Origin of the sequence: Affinirhizobium straminoryzae, assembly GCF_007004135.1 — a bacterium.
Taxonomy (GTDB): Bacteria; Pseudomonadota; Alphaproteobacteria; order Rhizobiales; family Rhizobiaceae; genus Neorhizobium; species Neorhizobium straminoryzae.
The window spans coordinates 1-22,912 of sequence record NZ_VJMG01000031.1; the positions used below are offsets into that span (position 1 = coordinate 1).

At 62.6% G+C, this 22,912-nt stretch carries 19 protein-coding genes; 7 read left to right on the forward strand and 12 right to left on the reverse strand.

The features are described from left to right. Window positions 1–210 (reverse strand): hypothetical protein (locus tag FNA46_RS26295; protein ID WP_210245876.1); only part of this gene is annotated, 210 nt, incomplete at its 3' end. 17 nt (window positions 211–227) lie between these two features. Continuing rightward, window positions 228–4,022: a vitamin B12-dependent ribonucleotide reductase gene (locus FNA46_RS12915; protein ID WP_143125619.1), complete on the reverse strand. Its 3,795-nt coding sequence runs from the start codon at window positions 4,020–4,022 to the stop codon at window positions 228–230. A gap of 657 nt (window positions 4,023–4,679) precedes the next feature. On the opposite strand from FNA46_RS12915, the gene FNA46_RS12920 reads away from it, so the two are divergent. Continuing rightward, window positions 4,680–6,593 (forward strand): methyl-accepting chemotaxis protein, encoded by a 1,914-nt coding sequence (locus FNA46_RS12920; RefSeq protein ID WP_246103067.1) that lies wholly within the window; start codon window positions 4,680–4,682, stop codon window positions 6,591–6,593. Between the two features lie 336 nt (window positions 6,594–6,929). On the opposite strand, the gene FNA46_RS12925 is transcribed toward FNA46_RS12920, so the two are convergent. The 5 genes from FNA46_RS12925 to FNA46_RS12945 form a co-directional block, all read right to left on the reverse strand. Then, the gene (locus FNA46_RS12925; RefSeq protein ID WP_246103062.1) at window positions 6,930–7,508 is read right to left on the reverse strand and encodes a hypothetical protein; all 579 of its coding nucleotides are present in this window, start codon (window positions 7,506–7,508) and stop codon (window positions 6,930–6,932) included. Between the two features lie 88 nt (window positions 7,509–7,596). Beyond that, window positions 7,597–9,369 carry a methyl-accepting chemotaxis protein gene (locus FNA46_RS12930; RefSeq protein ID WP_143125620.1) on the reverse strand — a complete coding sequence of 591 codons (1,773 nt, stop codon included), beginning with the start codon at window positions 9,367–9,369 and terminating at the stop codon, window positions 7,597–7,599. A gap of 286 nt (window positions 9,370–9,655) precedes the next feature. Continuing rightward, on the reverse strand, window positions 9,656–10,153 hold the full coding sequence (gene gpt / locus FNA46_RS12935; protein WP_143125621.1) for a xanthine phosphoribosyltransferase: 498 nt from the start codon (window positions 10,151–10,153) through the stop codon (window positions 9,656–9,658). 196 nt (window positions 10,154–10,349) lie between these two features. Continuing rightward, on the reverse strand, window positions 10,350–11,192 hold the full coding sequence (locus FNA46_RS12940) for a universal stress protein (protein WP_143125622.1): 843 nt from the start codon (window positions 11,190–11,192) through the stop codon (window positions 10,350–10,352). A gap of 98 nt (window positions 11,193–11,290) precedes the next feature. Further along, on the reverse strand, window positions 11,291–12,061 hold the full coding sequence (locus tag FNA46_RS12945; protein ID WP_143125623.1) for a competence/damage-inducible protein A: 771 nt from the start codon (window positions 12,059–12,061) through the stop codon (window positions 11,291–11,293). Between the two features lie 237 nt (window positions 12,062–12,298). Here FNA46_RS12945 and wrbA point away from each other — a divergent pair, with 237 nt between their 5' ends. Next, on the forward strand, window positions 12,299–12,898 hold the full coding sequence (gene wrbA, locus FNA46_RS12950) for an NAD(P)H:quinone oxidoreductase type IV (RefSeq protein ID WP_143125624.1): 600 nt from the start codon (window positions 12,299–12,301) through the stop codon (window positions 12,896–12,898). 88 nt (window positions 12,899–12,986) lie between these two features. Here the strand turns inward: wrbA and FNA46_RS12955 are convergent, their stop codons facing one another. Together FNA46_RS12955 and FNA46_RS12960 are read right to left on the reverse strand one after the other, a co-directional pair. Further along, window positions 12,987–13,403, reverse strand: a complete 417-nt coding sequence (locus FNA46_RS12955) for a response regulator (protein ID WP_244618146.1) — start codon at window positions 13,401–13,403, stop codon at window positions 12,987–12,989. 100 nt (window positions 13,404–13,503) lie between these two features. Further along, window positions 13,504–13,764, reverse strand: a complete 261-nt coding sequence (locus FNA46_RS12960) for a lipoprotein (protein ID WP_143125625.1) — start codon at window positions 13,762–13,764, stop codon at window positions 13,504–13,506. Between the two features lie 664 nt (window positions 13,765–14,428). Here FNA46_RS12960 and FNA46_RS12965 point away from each other — a divergent pair. Beyond that, window positions 14,429–15,064 carry a nucleoside/nucleotide kinase family protein gene (locus FNA46_RS12965; RefSeq protein WP_143125626.1) on the forward strand — a complete coding sequence of 212 codons (636 nt, stop codon included), beginning with the start codon at window positions 14,429–14,431 and terminating at the stop codon, window positions 15,062–15,064. A gap of 59 nt (window positions 15,065–15,123) precedes the next feature. On the opposite strand, the gene FNA46_RS12970 is transcribed toward FNA46_RS12965, so the two are convergent. Further along, window positions 15,124–16,578 carry a TrkH family potassium uptake protein gene (locus FNA46_RS12970; protein ID WP_143125627.1) on the reverse strand — a complete coding sequence of 485 codons (1,455 nt, stop codon included), beginning with the start codon at window positions 16,576–16,578 and terminating at the stop codon, window positions 15,124–15,126. A gap of 102 nt (window positions 16,579–16,680) precedes the next feature. On the opposite strand from FNA46_RS12970, the gene ilvA reads away from it, so the two are divergent. Both ilvA and FNA46_RS12980 read left to right on the forward strand, forming a co-directional pair. Continuing rightward, window positions 16,681–17,931 carry a threonine ammonia-lyase gene (ilvA, locus tag FNA46_RS12975; protein WP_425468756.1) on the forward strand — a complete coding sequence of 417 codons (1,251 nt, stop codon included), beginning with the start codon at window positions 16,681–16,683 and terminating at the stop codon, window positions 17,929–17,931. A 92-nt stretch (window positions 17,932–18,023) separates the two neighbouring features. After that, window positions 18,024–18,344 carry an HlyU family transcriptional regulator gene (locus FNA46_RS12980; RefSeq protein ID WP_143125629.1) on the forward strand — a complete coding sequence of 107 codons (321 nt, stop codon included), beginning with the start codon at window positions 18,024–18,026 and terminating at the stop codon, window positions 18,342–18,344. Between the two features lie 86 nt (window positions 18,345–18,430). Here the strand turns inward: FNA46_RS12980 and FNA46_RS12985 are convergent, their stop codons facing one another. Then, window positions 18,431–19,045 carry an FMN-dependent NADH-azoreductase gene (locus FNA46_RS12985; protein WP_143125630.1) on the reverse strand — a complete coding sequence of 205 codons (615 nt, stop codon included), beginning with the start codon at window positions 19,043–19,045 and terminating at the stop codon, window positions 18,431–18,433. A gap of 129 nt (window positions 19,046–19,174) precedes the next feature. On the opposite strand from FNA46_RS12985, the gene FNA46_RS12990 reads away from it, so the two are divergent. Further along, the gene (locus FNA46_RS12990) at window positions 19,175–20,140 is read left to right on the forward strand and encodes a LysR family transcriptional regulator (RefSeq protein ID WP_425468757.1); all 966 of its coding nucleotides are present in this window, start codon (window positions 19,175–19,177) and stop codon (window positions 20,138–20,140) included. A gap of 223 nt (window positions 20,141–20,363) precedes the next feature. Beyond that, complete coding sequence (locus FNA46_RS12995) at window positions 20,364–20,717, forward strand: hypothetical protein (RefSeq protein WP_143125632.1); 354 nt, start codon at window positions 20,364–20,366, stop codon at window positions 20,715–20,717. Window positions 20,718–20,821: 104 nt separating this feature from the next. Here FNA46_RS12995 and FNA46_RS13000 read toward each other — a convergent pair whose 3' ends face one another. Further along, window positions 20,822–22,810 (reverse strand): bifunctional 2',3'-cyclic-nucleotide 2'-phosphodiesterase/3'-nucleotidase, encoded by a 1,989-nt coding sequence (locus FNA46_RS13000; protein WP_143125633.1) that lies wholly within the window; start codon window positions 22,808–22,810, stop codon window positions 20,822–20,824. Window positions 22,811–22,912 lie beyond the last annotated feature (102 nt).

Here is a 22,912-nt window from a genome sequence, read left to right on the forward strand (position 1 = left end):
ATTCCAGGGGAGAAGGTCAATCCGAAAGCCCAGTAGGGAGGCGGCGAGGTAATCCGCGTGTTCCTGGAGATCATTTCGAATTCTGTCTTCAATCTTAATGGCGCTGCGGATTAGCTCAATTGAGGCCTTCAAAATTTCGATTTGTGAGGAAATAGAAAAGGCGAGCCCTCGATGGCCCGCCTCCACTTCGCTTTCATCGAAAATACCCACTTGGTATCCTCTGGAACTCAAGAGCACCCGCTCGTCGCACCGCACGTGTCGCACTTCTCGCACGTCCCATTGCGCACCATCGTAAAATTCTGGCACTCGGAGCACATGTTGCCCGTGTAGCCCTGCGCGATGGAGCGCATGCGGCGTTCTGCTTCCACCTTCTTTGCGTCTGCCTTGGCAGAGGCGGCGTCGGCGGCGGCCTTGTCGGAGAAGAGGGCGGTGGCGGCCTCGTCGGCGATCACTTCCTCGATCATCTCTTCTGCCAGTTCCTTGGCCCGCTCCTCGTAGTCCCGCTTGAAGGACACGACTTCGGAGGTGGAAATGGCAACCGTTGCTTCCAGCTTGCGGGCGGCGGAGCCGGCAAAAGCCGTCACATTGCCGCCGGCCGAGGCCTTGGCCGGTGCCGCGGAGGACGCGCCGCGCGGTTCGCCGGACTGGGCGCTGGAGACCAGCGTCGGGCGATAGCCGCGGGTCAGGCCCTTCGAGACGATGTCGGCCTTGCCTTCGGAGACGCCGCGGCCGAGCGCCGTGGAGGAGAAGTCGGAGGTATCGACATGCGCCAGATCGTGGCGGCCGAGATAGGAAATGGCGAGTTCGCGGAACACGTAGTCGAGGATCGACGTGGCGTTCTTGATCGCGTCATTGCCCGTCACGATGCCGGCCGGCTCGAACTTGGTGAAGGTGAAGGCATCGACATATTCTTCCAGCGGCACGCCGTATTGCAGGCCGAGCGAGACCGAGATGGCGAAGTTGTTGATGAAGGCGCGCAGCGCCGAACCTTCCTTGTTCATGTCGAGGAAGATTTCGCCAAGGCGGCCGTCGTCGTATTCGCCGGTACGCAGGAAGATGGTGTGGCCGCCGATCTTCGCCTTCTGGGTATAGCCCTTGCGGCGCGACGGCAGCTTTTCCTGGCTGCGGACCAGACGTTCCACCACGCGCTCGACGATCTTTTCGGTGACGACCACGGCCTGGGCGGCTGCCGGCTGCGCCAGCAGTTCTTCCACCATGTCCTCGTCGTCCTCATCCTCGATCAGCGAGGCGTTGAGCGGCTGGGAGAGCTTCGAGCCATCGCGGTAAAGCGCATTGGCCTTCAGCGCCAGCTTCCAGGAGAGCATGTAGGCGGAGCCGCAATCCTCGACGGTCGCCTCGTTCGGCATGTTGATCGTCTTGGAGATCGCACCCGAGATGAACGGCTGGGCTGCCGCCATCATGCGGATATGGCTTTCGACCGAGAGATACCGCTTGCCGATCTTGCCGCAGGGATTGGCGCAATCGAACACCGGCAGATGCTCGGCCTTCAGGAAGGGCGCGCCTTCCAGCGTCATCGCACCGCAGACATGGATGTTGGCGGCCTCGATATCCTTCTTCGAGAAGCCGATATGCTCCAGAAGGTTGAAGCTCATGTCGGCGAGCTGCTCGTCGGAAACTTTCAGGGCTTCCTTGAGGAAGTCGGCGCCGAGCGTCCACTGGTTGAAGACGAACTTGATGTCGAAGGCAGCCTTGGTGGCGCCGTTGATCGCCTCGATCTTCTCGTCGGTAAAGCCCTTGGCCTTCAGCGAGCCGGGGTTCACGCCCGGTGCCTGGTTGATGTTGCCATGACCGACGGCATAGGCCTCGATCTCGGCAATCTGGCTTTCGGAATAGCCGAGCGTGCGCAACGCTTCCGGCACGGCGCCGTTGATGATCTTGAAGTAGCCGCCGCCGGCCAGCTTCTTGAACTTCACCAGCGCAAAGTCGGGCTCGATGCCGGTCGTGTCGCAGTCCATCACGAGGCCGATCGTGCCGGTCGGCGCAATCACGGTCGTCTGGGCATTGCGGTAGCCGTGCTGTTCGCCGAGCGAAAGCGCCTTGTCCCAGGCTGCCTTGGCATGGGCCACGAGATCCCGGTCCGGGTTTTCCGAATGGATCAGCGGAACCGGGTTGACGGAGAGGCCTTCATAGCCGGTCGCTTCCCCATAGGCGGCTCGGCGATGGTTGCGGATGACGCGCAGCATGTTGTCGCGGTTCGGCGCAAAGCCCGGGAAGGGGCCAAGCTCCGAGGCGATTTCCGCCGAGGTGGCATAGGAGACGCCGGTCATGATCGCCGTCAGCGAGCCGGCAATGGCGCGGCCCTCTGCCGAATCATAGGGAATGCCGGAGGACATCAAGAGGCCGCCGATATTGGCATAGCCGAGGCCGAGCGTGCGGTACTGGTAGGACAGTTCGGCAATCTGGCGCGACGGGAACTGTGCCATCATCACCGAGATTTCCAGAACGACGGTCCACAGGCGCACCGCATGCTCGTAATCGGCAATGTTGATGCGCTTGGTGGCCCGGTCCTTGAACTGCAGGAGGTTCAGCGAGGCCAGGTTGCAGGCCGTGTCATCCAGGAACATGTATTCCGAGCACGGGTTCGATGCGCGGATCGGGCCGGCCGCCGGGCAGGTGTGCCAGTCGTTCATGGTGGTGTTGAAGTGCAGGCCGGGATCAGCCGATGCCCAGGCGGCATAGGAGATCTTTTCCCAGAGGTCGCGGGCCTTCAGCGTCTTCAGCACCTTGCCGTCCTTGCGGGCGGTCAGGTTCCAGTTGCCGTCATTCTCGACAGCGCGCAGGAAATCGTCCTTCAGCGAGACGGAGTTGTTGGAGTTCTGGCCGGAGACGGTGAGATAGGCTTCCGAATCCCAGTCCGTGTCATAGGTCTTGAACTCGAGATCCTTGTAGCCCTGCTTGGCGAACTGGATGACGCGCTTGACATAGTTTTCCGGCACCTGGTCCTTCTTGGCAGCGCGGATTTCGCGCTTCAGGGCCGGGTTCTTGGTCGGGTCGAAGCAATCGTCGCCATCGCCGTCGCAATTCACGCAGGCCTTCATGATGGCCTTCAGATGGCGGGCAACGATCTTGGAACCGGTGACGAGGGCGGCAACCTTCTGCTCTTCCTTCACCTTCCAGTCGATATAGGCTTCGATATCGGGATGGTCGATGTCGACTACCACCATCTTGGCGGCGCGGCGCGTGGTGCCGCCCGACTTGATGGCGCCGGCAGCGCGGTCACCGATCTTCAGGAAGGACATGAGGCCCGAGGAACGGCCGCCGCCGGACAGCTTTTCACCTTCGCCGCGCAGATGGGAGAAGTTGGAGCCGGTGCCGGAACCATACTTGAAGAGGCGCGCTTCACGCACCCACAGGTCCATGATGCCGCCCTCGTTGACGAGATCGTCCTCGACGGACTGGATGAAGCAGGCATGCGGCTGCGGATGTTCGTAAGCGGACTTCGACTTGGTCAGCTTGCCGGTGAAGGGGTCGACGTAGAAATGGCCCTGGCCGGGGCCGTCGATGCCATAGGCCCAGTGCAGGCCGGTGTTGAACCACTGCGGGCTGTTCGGCGCCACGCGCTGGGTGGCGAGCATGTAGGCAAGCTCGTCCTTGAAGGCGGCGGCATCTTCTTCCGAGGAGAAATACTTGCCCTTCCAGCCCCAGTAGGTCCAGGTGCCGGCCAGACGGTCAAACACCTGTCGCGCGTCGGTTTCCGAACCGTAGCGTTCGGATTCCGGAAGATCCTTCAGGGCCTTTTCGTCGGCAACCGAGCGCCACAGGAAGGAGGGAACGTCGTTTTCCTCGATCTTTTTCAGGGCCTTCGGCACGCCGGCCTTGCGGAAATATTTTTGCGCGAGGACGTCGGTCGCCACCTGGGAAAACTGCGCGGGAACGTCGATGTCTTCCAGGCGGAAGACGATCGAGCCGTCGGGATTGCGGATCTCGCTGACAGCCTTGCGGAATTCGATCTCCGCATAGGCGCCCTGGCCAGGTTTGGTGAAACGACGTTCAATGCGCATCTCTCTCGTCCTCGCTGTCGCGCCCGCCGGGCGCACAAAAATCCGTCGGCGGCGATCGCTGTCAAACAACGCGCAGCCGTGCCCGTTTCAACTCGAATGGTAAATCATCCGTGGATGGTCGACCTGTATCTTGTGGGCAGGTTGGCTGCAAACACTAAATATAGCGTAAAAACAGTTTTCCACCACCCCATTTTGCCGAGACGGTGGCACAAAAAGACACGCGACATCCACCAGCGTGCGAGCCCTCATGGCAAGCCGCCGACCGACGGAGTTGGGTGATTTTTGCGCTTACAGAGGATCGGCCTCGTGACGTCCGATCCTGTCGCCGCCGCAACGGTTCCAATCTCGGCCGAACCGGGAGATTCGTCAAGGCTTAGACTGCAACGGTTTTTTAACCACAATATCTTGTGTCTGTAAGCTGTGGAAAACGGGGAGAAGCGAATCATTCAATCGCATCAAGCATTTGGCGTGGCGTCTTTCCCGGCCGCCTTCTGCGGCGTGACGGATTTTGTGACAGATGCAGGACCGGGACCCCATAAATTCTCGGAGTTTTTCCATGCAAAATTTTAACGCACGTAACTTAGGAGATTCGAATGGAAGAATGCTGCGGGTGCATACCCTGCCGTGCAATCCGCCCCGTTCGAAGCCTTCGGAGAGATGTCCGTGACGATCAAGAACCTGTCGATCCTCAAGAAGATCAGTCTGGTGGTGGTGCTGATGGGCGCTGCCGCCGCCGCCATTGCCGCTGTCGGAACGCAAGGCCTCTTCTCGATGGGGGGGGCGCTGAAGGATACGGGGGCACGCGAGGAGGTGGCCCGCGAGGCCATGGACCTGCGCATCGACATCATTGCCATCAGCCGCATGACCTACCAGCTGGCGCTCGCGCCCGACAAGGCCGCCGATTTCGCAGCCGAGACGGAGAAGCGCGCCAAGGAAATGCTGGAACGCCTGCCGAAGATCGCCTCCACCGCCGATGCGGAGGAGCAGAAGCAGCTCTCCGACATCAAGGCGAGCCTCAACGCCTATTTCGATGCCATCCGCCAGATGGTGAAGATAGCCGGCACCGAAGCCGGCAAGGATCGCCAGGTGATGACGGCTGCACTTGAGAAAGCGCTGGACGGCCAGAAGGCCGTGACGGCTGCCGTCAAGGTTTACAGCACCTATTCCGCCAAGACGCTGTCGCAGTCGCGCGCCTATGCGATCGATGAGTCGCAAACGACGGTCATGATCCTTGCGATCACCGCCGTGGTCTGCATCGTCGCCGGCGTCGCGCTCAGCCTCGTCATCGCCCGTCGCGAGATTGCAAGCCCCATCCGCCGCATGACGCTGGTGATGAGCGCCATGGCAAAAGGCCGCACAGACCAACCGGTGACCGATACCGACCGCACCGACGAAATCGGCGAGATGGCCCGCGCGCTCGAAGTGTTTCGCGCCAACGAGATCCAGATGCGAGCCATGGAAGCGCAGGAGGCGGCGCTCAATCGTCAGAGCAAGGATCTGCAGGTCTCGATCAGCGGCATCGTGGCCGCCGCCGCTGCCGGCGATTTCAGCCAGCGCATCAGCAAGCGCTACGAGGATGCCGATCTCGAACGCTTCGCCACCAGCGTCAACGAACTGGTGGAGAATGTCGACAAGGGGATCACGGAGGTGCGCCGCGTTGTCGCCGCTCTGGCCGAGCAGGACCTGACGCAGGATATGCGGGGCACCTTCCAGGGGGCCTTTGCCGAGCTGCAGCAGAACGTCAACGCCACCATGGGCGTGCTGCGGGGCACGATGGATAACGTGCGCACCGCCGCAGGCACCATCAGCGACAATTCCGGCGAGCTGTCCTCGGCCTCCAACCAGCTGGCGCGCCGCACCGAGCAGCAGGCAGCAGCCCTTGAAGAGACCGCGGCGGCTCTCGAGGAAATCACCACCACGGTTCGCATGTCGACCGATCGCGCCAACGAGGCAACCCGCATGGTGGCAGAAACGAAGGCCAGCGCCGGCCGCTCAGGCGGCATCGTGCGCGATGCGATCGAGGCCATGGGTCGCATCGAACAGTCCTCGCAGAAGATCAGCCAGATCATCTCCGTCATTGACGAGATCGCTTTCCAGACCAACTTGCTTGCGCTGAATGCCGGTGTCGAGGCGGCGCGCGCGGGCGAGGCCGGTCGTGGCTTTGCCGTGGTGGCGCAGGAGGTGCGGGAACTCGCGCAGCGATCTGCCAATGCCGCCAAGGAGATCAAGACGCTGATCAACACGTCTGCCGACGAGGTCAAGGGCGGCGTGACGCTGGTGCTCTCCACCGGCGAGGCGCTGAAGGAGATCGAGGATTTGGTCAACCGCGTCAACGACCATGTCGCGACCATCGCGCGCGCCGCCGGCGAACAGTCCGCAGCGCTCGGCGAGATCAACACCTCCGTCAACCACATGGACCAGATGACGCAGCAGAACGCGGCCATGGTGGAGGAAACCACCGCCGCGAGCCAGGTGCTGGCGTCCGAAAGCCGCCAGCTGACAGCAATCCTCGCGCGCTTCCGGCTGGATGGCGCCGCCAGCGCCGGCCACGCCTATCGCACGGCGGCCTGATCGTCGGTCAAGGACGGACCGGCAACGAGACAGGCGCCCGCGTGGCGCCTTTTTCGTTGGCCACGAGACCGGGGAATGCCATGCACTCCGGGTACTCTCCGGGCTCCGAAACGCATGAACCGGCGTGACGGCGATGCGTTCCGGCAGTCGGCCCTCTGTCCCCATGCAGGTGAACGGTGCCGCCGTGAAAGGGGAGACGCCGGCATTCCTGCATGCCACGTCCGCGGCAACATCTCCGGCGACAGAGCTTGCAGACGAGGCTCTTACAGCGGCTCCCGAATGCAAGCGGCCGCCCGAAAGGACGGCCGCGGTGCCTGGCTGATGGAATGGATGAGGTCAGAGGGCTTCGAGGTTGACGCCGACCGTGATCGCGCCGATCGGCTTGCCGGTTTCGTCGCTGATGGTCATGGAGGCCTGGGACTGCAGGGTCTGGCTCGATTCGTCCTTCTCGACCTTGTCGACGAACAGCACATCCTTGCCGACACCGAAGCTCTTCTGGAACTTCGCCTCGTCACCCTGCCAGTAGTCGGAGGTGACTTCGCTCTGGCCGACATTGAGGCCCTTGTTGTCCATCACGAACACTTCCGCAATGGCGCCCTTGGAATCGGCCTGCTTGGCCTTGAGGAAGGCAGAGACGGCATTGCCGAGGGTTGCAGTGATCAGCGGCTTGTCGGCGGCATCCACTTCTGCGCGCCACTTCTTGTCGAGGGCCACGATATCGGCCTCGCTCAGATGGGCGTGCTTGGCATTCTGCGCCTTGATGGCACCGATGATGACGGGATCATTCACCCAGCCGGTGACATGGGCCTTCATATAGGCGGTCACGGGGGCGACATGTGCCTCTTCCGCCCTGGCCGGCTGCAGGAAGAGGGTCATCATGGCGGTAGCGGCAAGACCGGTCAGAAAATGTTTCATAGGGGGCTCCTCGGATGGGGGGATTCTGGACGGGACCTTCTGCCGGTTGCGCCTCGCCGGTCCCGGTGGCGAGGCATCGTGTTGGGGATCAGGCGACGCGGCGTTGGCCGGCAAGAGGGCCGAGCTGGAAGCGACCGCTGGCGTCCTGCATGGTGCGGCTCTGCGAGAGCAGATCATGGGAGGCGGCGCTCACCTCTTCCACCATGGCGGCGTTCTGCTGGGTGGTCTGGTCCATGCTGCTGATCGAGGCATTGATCTCCTGCAGGCCGGTTGCCTGCTGGCGATAGGACTGCACCATGCCGACGATGCCTTCGGCGATGCGGCCGATATGCTCCTCGATCTTCAGCAGCGTGTCGCCGGTCTGGTTGACGAGCTGGACGCCGTTTGCCACCTCGCTGTTCGACACATCGATCAGGTTCTTGATCTGTTTGGCGGCATTGGCCGAGCGCTGGGCAAGCTCGCGCACTTCCTGCGCGACGACCGCAAAGCCCTTGCCGGCTTCACCGGCACGCGCGGCCTCGACGCCAGCATTGAGCGCCAGAAGATTCGTCTGGAAGGCGATCTCATCGATCACGCCGATGATCGTGCCGATCTGCGAGGACGAGTGCTGGATGCGGTCCATGGCGCCGATCGCATTGCGCACGACCTCGGCCGAATGGCTGGCTTCCGACTTGGCTTCGCCCACCATGGCACCAGTCGTCTCGGCGCTCTGCGAGGAGGTGCGCACGGTTGCGGTGACCTGATCGAGCGCGGCAGCGGTTTCCTCCAGCGCAGCGGCCTGCTGTTCGGTGCGCTTGGCCAGTTGCTCGGCCTGGGAGGCAAGCTCCACGGCGCCACTTTCCACATTGCCGGCCGATGACTTGATTTCGGTGATGGCGACCGCAACGGACTGCACCATGGCGTTGAAATCCAGTCGCAGCTTCTCGAATTCGGGACCGAGATCGCCAAGCGTAGCGGTGAGATCGCCGGCTGCCATCCGTTCCAGCGCGGAGCCGACGCTTGCCATCACCCGTGCCTGGGTCGCCGCATTGTCTTCGGCCATGCGCGCATTGCGGGCACGTTCGCTGCTGATCGTCGCCTGCTGCTCTTCGGCCAGGCGATGTTGTTCCTGCTGGGCGATCGCATCCTTGCGGAAGCCTTCGAGTGCGCGGGCCAGGAAGCCGATCTCGTCGCCCTTCTGCTGGAAGACGACCGGCGACTGCAGATCGCCCTGCTGCAGGCCGGCGATGCGGCGGCTGAGAACCTGCAGCGGCTGGCCGACCAGCCGGCGCATGGTGACGATGAAGACGGTAACGGCAGCGATGATGACGAGGGACTGCAACATGACCGAGGTGAGAACCTTGCTGCGGATCTGGTCGATGATCCGGTCGCCGGTCCAGGTCGTCACGACATAGCCCGTCGGCTTGCCGGACTTGTCATTGGGAAGCGGCGCAACGATCGTCATCAGGTCCGGATCGGCGCCAGTATCGACGATCGCAGGTTTCTCGGGGCGGGTCGCGGCAGCCTTTGCCAGCGCATCGGCAGAGGGCAGGTCGTCCACCTCCTTGCGGTTCCAGCTGTCCACGACATTCAACGTGGCGCCATAGGCGGCAAATTGCACAAGGTGCAGATCCGCCTTGTCCCGGTAGAGGGCATAGGCTTCCTGAACGACATCGGCCTTGCCCCACTTGACGCCCCCTGAGGCAAGCGTCGCAAACTGTGCCGTATCCTTCATCCAGTTTGCGGAGATCAGCGACAGCATGGCGGCCCGTTCGCTGGTCCAGGTGGAGATGCCGAGACCGATGACGCCGATCAGGTTGATCGTCACGATGATGGCGGACAGCTTGGCCGTCAGGGGAAGGGATCTCAGGAAATTCGGCATGGCGCCCTCGGCTCCAGGGACCGCATGGCGGGTCCGGGACATGGCTCGATGCGCTTGATGGTCAGGCCGTCATGGTCCGCCGCAGCCTCAGGGTGCAACCGCGCGTCTCATTTTATGGCTTTCGAATATAAATAAATCGTGAAATAGGCTTCCCGCGTTGGGGGGTACAGACAGGCAAATGTCTGAGAACAAAACATAATTGACACTCATGTCGGTTCGCAAAGCCGTATCCAAAACGAAAGAACCCGCCGGTCGGGCGGGTTCCAGATGCCGGAGAAAGCAAGGATCAGCCCTTGTGGCCCTTGGCGATCGGTTCCTGATAGGTGAACCCCATGTCCCAGGGGAAATAGATCCAGGTGTCCTGCGAGACTTCGGTGACGAAGGTATCGACCGTCGGAACGCCCTTCGGCTTGGCATAGACGCAGGCAAAATGTGCGTTCGGCATCATGGCGCGCACTTCCGAGGCGGTCTTGCCGGTGTCGGTGAGGTCGTCCACGACCAGTACGCCCTTGCCGCCATCGGTCAGCAGGTCGGCGGTAATGCCTTTCAGCACGTTCATGTCGCCCTGGTTCACATAGTCATGGTAGGAGGCGATGCAGACCGTTTCGATCAGGCGGATGTTCAGTTCGCGCGAAATGATCGCGGCCGGCACCAGGCCGCCGCGCGTAATGCAGACGATGGCACGGAAATCCTGGTTGAGGCCGGCCAGCCGCCAGGCCAGCGCACGGGCGTCACGGTGAAACTGATCCCAGGAAACGGGAAAGGCTTTGTCGGGTAGGGACATGCGAAAAGGCTCCGAAGGCGCTGACGGGCAAATGGGGAGGGCGCGCCGCAAATGCCGGAGCAGCCCGCGGGCGGCCTGTTCGACAGGTTCCCGTTGGCTGCTGCTCTTAGCGGCAAATCCCTTGAAAAAGCAAGCCGGATGCGCAGGCAGAGGCGGGGCATTCCCACGGGAAAGCCCCGGTGTTGCGCAGAAAGCCTCAGCGCGACAGAAGCGTCAGCGCCGTCATGCTTGCCAGGACGCTGCGGGTCACGCCGCCGAACAGCATTTCCCACCAGCGCGAATGGCCATAGCCGCCCATGACCAGCAGGTCGATGCCGTCATCGGCCAGCCGGTTCTCGATGGCGGTCGCCGTCGGAACCGGGCAATTCTCCTCGGTCTTGAGCGTCACCTTCACGCCGTGGCGGGAGAGTGCGTTGGCGAGATCGGTGCCGGCGAGATCGGGTGCCTGGCGCGGCATGCCGGGCGGATCGACGGAGAAGATTTCGACGCTGTCGGCACGCATAAGAAGGGGCAGGGCATCGAAGGCGGCGCGGGCGGCCTCGCGCGAGCCGTTCCAGGCTACCAGCGCACGACGGATGGGCTGCGGTTCCTTCAGGATGTGCGGCACGAGCAGAACAGGCCGGCCGCTCTCGAACAGCAACGCATCCAGGTCTGCGCTGCTGTCATTGCCGTGTTCCGCGTCGTTCTGGAAGGCGAGCACCAGATCGCTGGCGCGCAGGCACTCCTGCACGCTGTCGGAACTATAGCCGGCTGAGGAAACGTAAGGGCGCCACTCGAAGGACAGGCCTTCCCGTTCCATGCCGGCGCGGAACACGGTTTCGATGCGCCGGGTTTCAGCCTGGGCTGCCTGCTGCAGCGCCTCCACCGCCGCCGGATCGGGAATTTCCATCGGTGCGATCAGCGGCACGGTCGCCAGCATTTCGGCGCGAAGGCCGATCACATGGGCAGAGAAGGTGCGGGCAAGATCGGCGGCGAAGCGGGTGATCGGCGGGGCGCTGCGTTCACTGTCGAGAACGGCAAGGATCGTCTTGTAACCCATGGGCGGTGTCTCCTCTCGGGCGGGATGGTGGAGCCTTTCGTTCCACCATGCGCCTTGAAATGGGCCTCGCCTTGCGCTGGGTCAAGCGCTGGCGCCGATCAGGCCTCGGGACCCGGATGACCACTGGCACGGGCCGTATCGAGATCACGGATCATCGCGGCAATCGCATGAGCGGCGGCGTCCAGTGCCTCGGGGTCGCGGGCGCGCACGACCAGTTCGGTGGAAAAACGCTGCCCGTCATATTTCGGATAGGAGCCGATGCTGGTTGCCGGATGCGCCTTCTGGATCGCGCCGAGCAGGGTGCCGATATCGCCTTCACCGTAAGGGCAGGGCAGGGACCGTGTCAGCATTTTGGCGCCGCCCGCCAGCTCCGGCAGGATATTGTCCACCATGGCCTGGAAAACCTGTGGCACGCCGGCCATCACATAGACATTCTCCACCACGAAGCCCGGTGCCGTGGAAACCGGATTGGCGATGTGCCGGGCGCCACGCGGCATGCGCGCCATGCGCTGGCGCGCCTCGGTAAATTCCATGCCGCGCCGTGCATACATGTCGGCCAACAACCGCATGGCCTCGGCATCATGCTCGCAGGGCAGGCCGAAGGCTTTCGACACCGCATCGGCGGTGATGTCGTCATGTGTCGGGCCGATGCCGCCGGAGGTGAAGACATAGGTATAGCGGGCCCGCAGCGCATTCAGCGCCTCAACGATCGCCTCCTCCTCGTCTGCGACGATGCGGACTTCCTTCAGATCGATGCCCGAAAGCAGCAGAACATCGGCGAGATGACCGATATTCTTGTCCTTGGTGCGGCCGGACAGAAGTTCGTCGCCAATCGCCAGGATGGCGGCGGTCACGATCTGGGTGGTCATGGAGATCCTCACTGGAAACTGGAATGGCTGTTGTCACCTTCCCACGCCAAAATGGCGACGGCAAGAATGCTTGGGCATGTGGCCTGCGTTACGCCATTGTGACTGCAACGGATTTTTCGTCCTCAAAGATTGAACACTGCGTGCGACCACAAGACACTGGCGAAACGCCCGGTTGCGACTAAGTTGATCAGCAACGGCCGCGCCATTCCGGCGCTGCACGCAAAAAGGGAGACATACATGCCGAAGGTTCTGGTTCTCTATCATTCCACCTATGGCCATATCGAAACGATGGCCTATGCCGTTGCCGAGGGCGCCAAGTCCGCAGGCGCCGAGGTGACGGTGCTGCGCGTGCCGGAACTGGTGCCGGAGGAGGTTGCCAAGGCTTCGCATTACAAGGTGGATCAGCCGGCTGCCATCGCCAAGGTGGATGACCTCGTGGATTACGACGCCATCATCGTCGGTGCCGGCACGCGCTTTGGCACGGTCGCCTCGCAGATGCGCAATTTCTGGGACCAGACCGGCGGCCTGTGGTTCAACGGCAAGCTGATCGGCAAGGTCGGCTCGGTCTTCACCTCCACCGCCACCCAGCATGGCGGACAGGAATCGACCATTCTGTCCTTCATTCCGACCTTCCTGCACCACGGCATGGTCGTGGCCGGTCTTCCCTACTCCTTCCAGGGGCAGATGGGCACCGAGCAGGTCAAGGGTGGCTCGCCCTACGGCGCCTCCACGATCACCGAAGGCGACGGCTCGCGTCAGCCCTCCGAGATCGAACTCGAAGGTGCCCGTTTCCAGGGTGCGCATGTGGCCCGCATCGCCGCCAAGCTGGCCGGCTGATCAATCCGGTTTTCGGCAAGCACGAGGGTGCGGGGAGCAATCTCCGCGCCTTTTCAGTTTGCCGGAGCCTGCGTCATCCCGGCAGCGCTCAGCCCTGTGGTTCGGCGAGCGGTCGGAACAGACGCAGGCGCGCCGGGGCATTGCGGCGCACGCCATTCTTCCAGTCGACCGCAAACTGGATCACATCGGTCGCGGCCTGAAGGGTGAGCGGCTTGGCGATGACACCGAGCGCACCGGCATCGCGTCCTTCCACCAGCATCGGATTGCCGGTCACGAACACCACCAGAATGCCGCGCTCCACCAGACGGGCTGCCAGTTCCGGCCCCGTTTCTCCATCGGCGAGCCGCACGTCGACGAAGGCAATATCGGCCTCGGCGGCATAGTTCAGTGCCACTGACATGTCCGGTGCGATGCCCACCACCTCATGGCCGCAGCGCTGGACGGCATCCTCCAGATCCATGGCGATCAGGAGTCCGTCTTCGACGATGAGGAAGCGATAGGTCACGTGGGTTCACTCTTTCTGCGGGAAAGCCACGACATAGGGTTGCGGCGCCGAAGGGCAAGTCCGCAAGCCACCGGAGGATCCCCGCCGCCCGCATCCCGGTTCAGTTGTCGTCGATGATATCGGGCAGGAAGCGTCGCCAGATGAGCTTGAGGCTGCGGTCCGGCTGGATCTGGTAGGTTTCCACATACTCGCCTCCATCGCCATAGAAGCGGTGCTCGAAGGTGCTGCCGACCGGCGACTTCGTGAGCTTGGTGCGCGGCTGGCCGTTATAGGTGATGGAGCCGGGGATCGGTTCGACGCTGGCGGTGGTGCAGGCGCTGAGCGCAAGGGCGGTGCCGAGGAGGATCAGGGAGCGTTTCATCAGTTGAAGACCTGTTGCATGCAGTGACGGGAAAACCGGCCGGACATGCCAAAGTTCCAGGCCGCATGCCGGCAGAAGCCCGGTGCCTCATGTGGTGCTTTTTTCGCGCAGCGCCAGTGCCTGTTCGCGGACAGGACAAAGGTGGCTGCGAGCGTACGAATATTCGCGAACATGGACTTGCAATTTTGAGACAAGCCCACGAATAAGACTGTGCCCATGATCGAAGTCGGGGCAAGCGGACGTGGCGAAATTGGTAGACGCAGCAGACTTTTGACAATTGGAGTGCCCGCGGGGAAATCCGCGGTGTAGAACCGCTCAAAGTCGGGGAACGCTAAAGGGGAGATCCCAAGGCCAATCCCGAGCCAAGCCCTTCCGGCCGGAAGGGAAGGTGTAGAGACTGGACGGGCGGCGCCTAAAACCTTCTTCGGTCATGGCGAAGGGACAGTCCAGACCACGAACGCCTTCGGGCGGCGGCGAAAGCCGAAGTGGTATGAAAATCTGCCTCTCGTTCGAGATTACGGGTTCGAGTCCCGTCGTCCGCACCATTCTCTCTTGAACCCGATGCCAGTGGCCGTGCAGCTTGATTTACCGGGCCTGCTCCGCTCTTGATGGGCACAAAGGGGAGGCACCGATTCCCCTCGCAAACCAGATCTGGAATGATGCCGTGACGACACTCGACGACAATGCCCGCGCCCTGGCCCGCCGCCTCCTCGACCGTTACGACGGCGCACGCCTGATGGCCGGCATTGCCGGGCCGCCGGGTTCCGGCAAGTCGACGCTTGCCGATGCGGTGGTCGCGGAAATCAACCGCGAAAGGCCGGGGCTTGCCGCCGTCTTTCCGATGGATGGCTTCCATTTCGATGATACGGTGCTGACGGACATGGGACGTCTCGCCCACAAGGGCGCCATCGATACCTTCGACGTGCATGGCCTGCGTCATATGCTGAGCCGGCTCAAGGGCAATGAGGACGCGGTGGTGGCGGTGCCGGTGTTCGACCGGGCAATCGAGATCGCACGTGCGGGCGGCAGGCTGATCGGGCGCGAGACGGGTATCATCGTCTGCGAAGGCAATTACCTGCTGATGTGTGAAAAGCCCTGGGACCGGCTGAAGCCGATCTTCGACCTGACGGTCATGGTCAAGGTCGAGGTGGCGGAACTGCGCCGGCGGCTGCGCGCCCGCTGGGAGGGCTACGGCCTCGATGAGGCGGCGATCCTGCACAAGCTCGATGGCAACGATCTTCCGAACGGCATGGCCATCATGGCCGGCAGTGCCGAGGCGGATGTCACCATCGACAACTGAGCGACGCCGGGCGGCGAGCGCCTCGCCGGGTCGTGACGCTGCCGCAACGGGGCGTTGGCTCAGTTGCGCCAGAAGATCGGCAGCAGCAGCACCATCACCGTGAGGACCTCCAGGCGGCCGAGCAGCATCATCAGCGACAGAAGGTAGAGCGCCGGTTCCGAAATGGTGGAAAAATTGCCGGCCGGGCCGATGATGTGGCCGATGCCGGGGCCGACATTCGACAGGCAGGTGATGACGGCCGAGACGGAGGTTGCAAAATCATAGCCCAGCAGCGCCATGCCGAGACTGCCGACTGCCCAGAGGAAGATGTAAAGGCTGACGAACAGGAAGACGCCGCGCTGCACATCGGCATCGACGGTGGCCTGGCCATAGCGCACCGGATAGATGGCATTCGGATAGATCAGTTTCTTCAGCCCGCTGCGAACCACATTGAAGATGATCACGAAGCGATAGGCCTTGATGCCGCCCGCGGTTGAGCCGGAGCAGCCGCCCATGAAGGTGGCAAACAGCGCAAGCGCCACCACGAACGGTCCCCACAGGGTATAATCCTCGCTGGCAAAGCCGGTCGTGGAGAGGATCGAGGATACGTTGAAGAAGGAGTGGGTCAGCGCGACCGGCAGGTCCACGCCGTTTCGCACATGGTGATAGACGCCGGCCATCAACGAGAACAGCGTGAGATAGCCGAGAAAGAACCCGACCTGCGGGTCGCGCAGGCTGTCGAGACGGCGGCGCACGGCAAACAGGATGAGGATCGAGAAGGGCAGGCTGGAGAGCGTCATGAACACGGTGCCGGCCCACATCAGCGGAATGCTGTTGAAATAGCCGAAGGAGGCATCGTGGGTGGAGAAGCCGCCGGTGGCGACGGTCGCCATTGCATGGTTCAGCGCATCGAAATGCCCCATGCCCGCCCAGTCATAGGCAATGGTGCATAGCACGGTAATGCCGACATAGACCGCCATGAAGGCGCGGGTGAAACTTGCGAGCTTGGCAAACGGCTTGTCGTTGGTATCGGAGGATTCCATCTTGAAGAAGGACATGCCGCCGACCCGGAGAAAAGGAAGCACGAAGAGCCCCAGCGCCACGATGCCGATGCCGCCCAGCCAGTGCAGCAGCGAGCGCCACATCAGGATGCCGGGCGGCATGCTGTCGAGCCCGACAAGCACGGTCGAGCCGGTGGTGGTGATCGCCGAAATGGATTCGAACAGCGACTGCGCGAAGCTGAGCTTCAGCGTCGACAGATAGAAGGGAATGGCGCCGACCACGGAAAACAGCGCCCAGAGCATGTTGACGAGCAGGAAACCCAGCCGCTTGTTGAACACCGGCATGGCGCCGCGCGTTGCCATGGCGCTGGCAAGCGACAGACCGCCGACCATGACGCCCGAGAGCACGAAGATCTGCCAGTCAGGCTGGCCGTAATAGAGATCGAAGAGGGCCGGAACGAACATCGCCGCCGACAGGTAGATGCCGCAGAGCGCGACGATATAGATCGATGAGCGGAACTGGTTTGCGTTCAAACGCGACGACCCCGATGTGTTGACCCGAGCAAGAAGCTTTTGTCTCTGCCGGTCAGCTATGGCATAGCGGGGACCAGTATGAATTTCAACGGATGGCAGGCAATGAACAGGGCGGCTGTGGACGAAGCCATGTTGGCGATGCGGGAGATCTTTCCCGAGACCCCGCTGCAGATGAACGAGCATCTGAGCCGTCGCTTCGGGGCTGAGGTGTGGCTGAAGCGCGAGGATTTGTCGCCGGTACGCTCCTACAAGATCCGTGGCGCCTTCAATTTCTTCCGCAAGGCGATTGCCGATGGCAGCAGCGACCGCACCTTCGTCTGCGCCTCGGCCGGCAATCACGCGCAGGGCTTTGCCTTTGTCTGCCGGCATTTCCAGGTGCCGGGCGTCGTCTTCATGCCGGTGACGACGCCACAGCAGAAGATCGACAAGACGCGCATGTTCGGCGGCCCCCACATCACCATCCGGCTGGTGGGCGACATCTTTGACCAATGCTATGCGGCGGCCCGCGCCCATGTAGAGGAGACGGGCGGCGTGATGGTGCCGCCGTTTGACCACGAGGACATCATCGAAGGGCAGGCGACGGTCGCGGCGGAACTTCTGGCGCAACTGCCGGACGGCGCACTCCCCGATCTGGTGATCATGCCGGTCGGCGGTGGCGGTCTCTCCTCCGGCATGATCGGCTATCTCTCCGAAGACCTGCCGGACACCGCTTTCCTGATGGTCGAGCCGTCCGGTGCGCCGAGCCTCAAGGAAAGCCTGAAGGCCGGCCGTGCGGTGACGCTGCCGAAGGTCGATAATTTCGTCGATGGCGCCGCCGTCGCCCGTATCGGCGATCTGAATTTCGCAGCACTCCAGCGCTTTGACGAAGCGCAGGTGATGGCCGTGCCGGAAAACGCCATCTGCGTGACGATGACGGAGATGCTGAACATCGAGGGCGTCGTGCTGGAACCGGCCGGCGCGCTGTCGCTGACGGCGCTCGCCGCGCTCGACCCCGAACAGGTCAAGGGGCGGCGGATCGTTGCCGTCGTCTCCGGCGGCAATTTCGATTTCGAGCGCCTGCCTGATGTCAAGGAGCGCGCCATGCGCCATGCCGGACTGAAGAAATACTTCATCCTGCGGCTGGCGCAGCGCCCCGGGGCTCTGCGCGATTTCCTCAACCTGCTCGGACCGGAAGACGACATCGCACGGTTCGAATATCTGAAGAAGTCGGCACGCAATTTCGGCTCGATCCTGATCGGCATCGAAACCGGGCGGCCGGAAAACTTTGCCGGGCTTCTGGAGCGGTTCGAGGCGGCCGGCCTCGGCTATCAGGACATTACCGAAAACGAGATCCTGGCGAACCTGATCATCTGACGGCACGGGGCACGACCCCCCGAGAATACGCGAGTCCGGGCGCGGAAAACCCGCGGCAAGCCCGGCCCGACATGAACCAGAAAGGACGACGCATGGCATTCTTTTCCAAGATCCTCTCGATGTTTTCCGGCGGTGGCGAACAGGCGCCGAAGGCTGCTCCCGCCGCCGAGCCGCAGGAGTATGCGGGCTGCAAGATTTTTGCCGAGCCCGTGCGCGAGGGTGCCCAATACCGTCTGGCCGGCCGCATCGAAAAGGAGGTGAACGGTCAGACGCTGGTGCGCACTTTTCTGCGCGCGGACATGTTTACGTCGCTGGATGATGCGCGCGAATGCACGGTTCGCAAGGCGCAGCAGATCATCGACCAGAACGGCGCCTCGCTGTTTTCCGATGGCGCCGCCTCCCGCACCACCTGAGGCGATCCCGTTTATCGGGCATAAAAAAGAGGAGCGCTGCCAACCGCAGCGCTCCCCTCAAGACGTGCAACCCGAAGGTGTTTCGATCAGGCAGCCTTTGCCAGTTCCTCGGTGCGGCTCTTGGCGGAAGCGAGCGCCTTTTCGACGGCTTCCGGACCGAAGGCGAGGCCTTCGACGTAAAGAACTTCCACGTCGGTCATGCCGAGGAAGCCGAGAACGGTCTTCAGGTACGGCACGGCATGGTTCAGCGGAGCGGCCGGGCCATCCGAATAGACGCCGGCAGCGGCGAGAACGACGTAGACCTTCTTGCCCTTGACGAGGCCTTCCGGGCCTTCAGCCGTGTAGCGGAAGGTCACGCCGGCGCGGGCGATGTTGTCGATCCAGCTCTTCAGGCCGGAATAGATGTTGAAGTTGATGAGACCGGTGCCGATGACGATTTCGTCGGCAGCCTGCAGCTCGGAAACCAGCGCGTCGGAGATTTCGGCAGCAGCAGCTTCTTCGGCATTGCGGTCGGCCGGAGCCTTGCGGATGGCCGAGGTGGTAACGGTGTCGAGGTGGGCGATCGGGTTGGCGCCGAGGTCGCGCACGGCGATGTCACCGTTCGAGCGGGCGGCCAGAGCCGAGGCCAGGTCGGTCGCAACCTTGGTGGAGACCGATTCTTCGCCACGCGGGCTGGAGGTGATGAGCAGGATCTTGGACATGTTTTGCGTTCCAGATGGGTTGTTCGGGGGAGGACACCGCCTCCATCGCGCTGCAACATAGGGAATGGACACCCATCCAGAAAATGGAGATAATCTCGAACGAAGCCATCAACTGTGTGGATGATACCCATGGACGCCAATCCGACGCTCGACCAGCTGCAGGTCTTTCTCGCCGTGGCGGAAAGCGGCAGCTTTTCTGCGGCCTCCCGGCGGCTCAACCGGGCACAGTCGGTGGTCAGCTATACGATTGCCAATCTCGAGGCACAGCTGGAAGTGTCGCTGTTCGAGCGCAGCGGCTCGCGCCAGACGCGGCTGACCGATGCCGGCAAGGCGCTTCTGGCCGATGCCCGCCGCATCCATTCCGACCTGCAGGTGATGCGCGCCCGCGCCAAGGCTCTGAAGCAGGGGCTTGAGGCGGATGTTTCGCTTGCCATCAGCAACATGGTGCCGACCGATGCCGTGGTAGAGGCGCTCAGCGAATTCGGCCGACGGTTCCCCACGGTGGCGCTCAGCCTGCATGCCGGCGAACTCGGCATGGTGATGGATCTGGTGTCGAGCGGCCGGGCTTCGGTCGGCGTCGGCGGCGCGCTGCTGAAGCAGGACGATACGCTGACGGTGGAAAAGATCGGCCATTCCTTCATGATTCCCGTTGCCGCTGCCGATCATCCGCTGGCGCAGATCGGCCGTGTTCTGACCCGCCGTGACGTGCGCGAGGAGATCCAGCTGGTGGTGACGGATGCCTCTGGCATCACCCAGGGGCGGGATTTCAACGTGCTCTCCTACAAGACCTGGCGCGTCAGCGACATCGCCACCAAGCATCAGCTGATTCGCGGCGGACTGGGCTGGGGCGGGCTGCCGGCACCGCTGATCCGTGAGGATATCGCCTCCGGACGACTGGTCCCGCTCAACATCGATGCCTACGAGACGAGCGAATATCCGCTCTACTACATCCGCCGCACGGCACATCCGCCGGGACCGGCCACCAGCTGGCTGATCGAGACGCTGGCGCATCGCCTCAGCCATTGCCCGAGCCGGGACACCTTCGAACAGCTGATGACCGCCGATGGAGCCTCGCGCCGGCTGGCGGCGGAATAGTGTGGCGAAAGCGGGATGTCGCAGCGGTCGACCGCCTGACGCTCATTTTCAGAAATAAGCCAAGTTGTCCGGGGCGAACCGTTGTATTTTTACGACGCTCTTCTCAAGACATGTGCCACCGGCGAAACAGTTGATGCGGTTCGTCGTTTAGGACAGTGAACCTTTTGCTGTCTCGGTCCGTAATCAAAACGCTACAGACCACGCATGTGGGAGCAGGATCGAGTTGCAGCATCCGAAAATCGTCATCGTCGCCGCGGCGGATTTCGTCTCCGATGCCGTCCGGCGTGCCTGGAACAAGGCGGGCGTCGAGATCGTCGGCCCTCTTCTGCTCGATCCGCCGGGTGAGACCGTGCTGCGGGATGCCTTCGGCGTGTTGCTGGATGTGACGCTGGAGGCGGATGTGCTGTTTGCCCATTCGCAGGCCCTGATCGAGCGCGACATTCCCTTTCTCTTCGTCGTTCGGCAGGCGCGGCCGGAAAGCGGCCTCGACCCCTTCGTGGTCAGCGAGGATCCGCAGGATATTCACGCCATCTTCGAGGCACTGGGCTGGGAACGGCACGAAGGCGTGCTGCACTGACCCGCTTTGGCCCGTTTGCTCCAGGCGTCTGATTGCCGAAACGGCAAGGCCGCCGGCGCGGACGCCGGCGGCCTTGCGAACTTTAGCTGGGGTTGGATCCCGCCTCAGAGGACGAGGCGGAATTTTGCAAAACCTTCGGCACCGTCGCCGGCTTCCTCGATCTTGGCTCCCTTGACGGCTGCGGCATACTGGCGACCCTTCGGACCGCTTTCAAACACAGCCGTGGTGCCCGGCAGCGGCTTGAACGACCAGTTGGCATCGGCCGACGGGTTGATGGTGCCCTGCTGGATGATGTAGCGCACGATCACGTCGCGGTTGGTGTCGGGCGCCACCAGGATCACCTTGTCGCCGGCAATCTCCGGGAACTTGCCGCCGCCGCCGGCGCGGTAGTTGTTGGTGGCAACGACGAACTTCTGGGCGGGATCGATCGGCTTGCCCTCGAACTTCAGGTCCACGATGCGATGTGCATCGGGATTGGCGAGCTTGCCGTCCCCGTCGAAGCGCGCCGGCTGCGACAGATCGATCTGATAGGTGACGCCGTCGATCACGTCGTAGTTGTAGGACGGGAATTTCGTGTTGAGCAGGGCCGCATCCTTTGCGCCTGCCGGGATCTGGTTGAACATGCCCGCCGACATTTCCAGCCAGTTCTTGACCTGTGCACCGGTGATCAGCACGGCCTGTACGGTATTGGGGTAGAGATAGAGATCTGCCACGTTCTTGATGGCGATGTCGCCGGCGGGAACATCGGTGAAGTAGTCCGGGCCGTTGCGGCCGCCGGCCTTGAACGGGGCCGCGGCGGAGAGAACCGGATAATCCTTGTACTGGCCTTCCTTCAGCAGTTCCTTGACGTACCAGATCTGGGCGTTCGACACGATCTGCACCGAGGGGTCATCGGCCACCAGTGCGAAATAGGAATAGAGCGGGGCGGAGGTCTTGCCGACCGGGCGGCGGACATAGGCAAGCGTTGCCTCGTGCTCGGCCTTCACGGCTGCGACGATTTCCGGCTTGTCCTTGGTGTCGGCGACGACCTTGCGGTTTTCATCGCGGTGGTAGATCGGGCGTGCCTCGGTGGTGAAGTCGACGACCTTCCAGCGGTTACCGTCCTTTTCGAGCAGCAGGTCGATCAGGCCCATATGCGAACCCCAGAAGCCGGCCATCACGGCGGGCTTGCCCATCAGCGTGCCCTTCTTGATGTCGGCGCCGGCAATGCCGTCGAAATCCTTCGGGCCGGGGAAGACGAGATGCTGGTGACCGGTAAAGATCGCATCGATGCCGTCAACGGCGGCGAGATAAAGTGAAGCGTTTTCCATCCGCTCGCTCTGGCCGGAACCATCGATGCCTGAGTGGGAGAGGGCGATGATAACATCAGCACCGGCTTCCTTCATGACCGGCACCCAGGCCTTGGCGGCCTGAACGATATCGCGCGTCTGCGCCTTGCCTTCGAGGTTCTTGGCGTCCCACACCATGATCTGCGGCGGCACGAAGCCGATGAAGCCGACCTTGACCGGGCTTGCACTGCCGGTGCCGTCCTTGATCTGCTTTTCGAGGATCACGTAGGGCTTGAAGAAGAGGTCGTCCTTCTTCGGATCGGAGGCGAGCTGGCCCTTGGTCAGGTTTGCGCAGACGATCGGGAAATTCGCGCCGTTCAGCGTATTGAACATGAATTCGAGGCCATAGTTGAATTCATGGTTGCCGAGCGTGCCGCAATCATAGCCGAGCGCGTTCATGGCCTTCATCACCGGATGCAGGTCGCCGGCCTTGATGCCCTTCTCGTAGGCCATGTAATCGCCCATCGGGTTGCCCTGCAAAAGGTCGCCGTTGTCGATCAGCATGGAATTGGTGGCTTCGGCGCGCACCTGATCGATGAAGCTTGCCGTGCGCGACAGGCCCATCGTGTCGTTCGGCTTATCGGCGTAGTAGTCATAGGGCATGATGTTCACATGGATGTCGGTCGTCTCCATGATGCGCAGATGCGCCTGATTGGCGGCGGCACGAGCTGCGAAGGGATGCAGCATCACGAGGGCGGAACCCGCGGCAATGCCGCCGAGCAGCGAGCGGCGCGTGAGTGCGGGTTGGATGAACGAAAATGACATGGAGCTCTCCCTCAGTCGTTGGCGACGGAACTGTAAGGCCAAATGTCACGGCAAAGCATCAGGAAAATGACAGTGCATCGGACGGAACCCTGCGGGGCGTGT

What these genes read in the sequence shown, in the direction of transcription:
- FNA46_RS12915 (WP_143125619.1), bottom strand. Translation starts at nt 4,022, where the DNA reads ATGCGCATTGAACGTCGTTTCACCAAACCTGGCCAGGGCGCCTATGCG.
- FNA46_RS12920 (WP_246103067.1), top strand. Translation starts at nt 4,680, where the DNA reads ATGTCCGTGACGATCAAGAACCTGTCGATCCTCAAGAAGATCAGTCTG.
- FNA46_RS12925 (WP_246103062.1), bottom strand. Translation starts at nt 7,508, where the DNA reads ATGAAACATTTTCTGACCGGTCTTGCCGCTACCGCCATGATGACCCTC.
- FNA46_RS12930 (WP_143125620.1), bottom strand. Translation starts at nt 9,369, where the DNA reads ATGCCGAATTTCCTGAGATCCCTTCCCCTGACGGCCAAGCTGTCCGCC.
- gpt (WP_143125621.1), bottom strand. Translation starts at nt 10,153, where the DNA reads ATGTCCCTACCCGACAAAGCCTTTCCCGTTTCCTGGGATCAGTTTCAC.
- FNA46_RS12940 (WP_143125622.1), bottom strand. Translation starts at nt 11,192, where the DNA reads ATGGGTTACAAGACGATCCTTGCCGTTCTCGACAGTGAACGCAGCGCC.
- FNA46_RS12945 (WP_143125623.1), bottom strand. Translation starts at nt 12,061, where the DNA reads ATGACCACCCAGATCGTGACCGCCGCCATCCTGGCGATTGGCGACGAA.
- wrbA (WP_143125624.1), top strand. Translation starts at nt 12,299, where the DNA reads ATGCCGAAGGTTCTGGTTCTCTATCATTCCACCTATGGCCATATCGAA.
- FNA46_RS12960 (WP_143125625.1), bottom strand. Translation starts at nt 13,764, where the DNA reads ATGAAACGCTCCCTGATCCTCCTCGGCACCGCCCTTGCGCTCAGCGCC.
- ilvA (WP_425468756.1), top strand. Translation starts at nt 16,681, where the DNA reads ATGAACAGGGCGGCTGTGGACGAAGCCATGTTGGCGATGCGGGAGATC.
- FNA46_RS12980 (WP_143125629.1), top strand. Translation starts at nt 18,024, where the DNA reads ATGGCATTCTTTTCCAAGATCCTCTCGATGTTTTCCGGCGGTGGCGAA.
- FNA46_RS12985 (WP_143125630.1), bottom strand. Translation starts at nt 19,045, where the DNA reads ATGTCCAAGATCCTGCTCATCACCTCCAGCCCGCGTGGCGAAGAATCG.
- FNA46_RS12990 (WP_425468757.1), top strand. Translation starts at nt 19,175, where the DNA reads ATGGACGCCAATCCGACGCTCGACCAGCTGCAGGTCTTTCTCGCCGTG.
- FNA46_RS13000 (WP_143125633.1), bottom strand. Translation starts at nt 22,810, where the DNA reads ATGTCATTTTCGTTCATCCAACCCGCACTCACGCGCCGCTCGCTGCTC.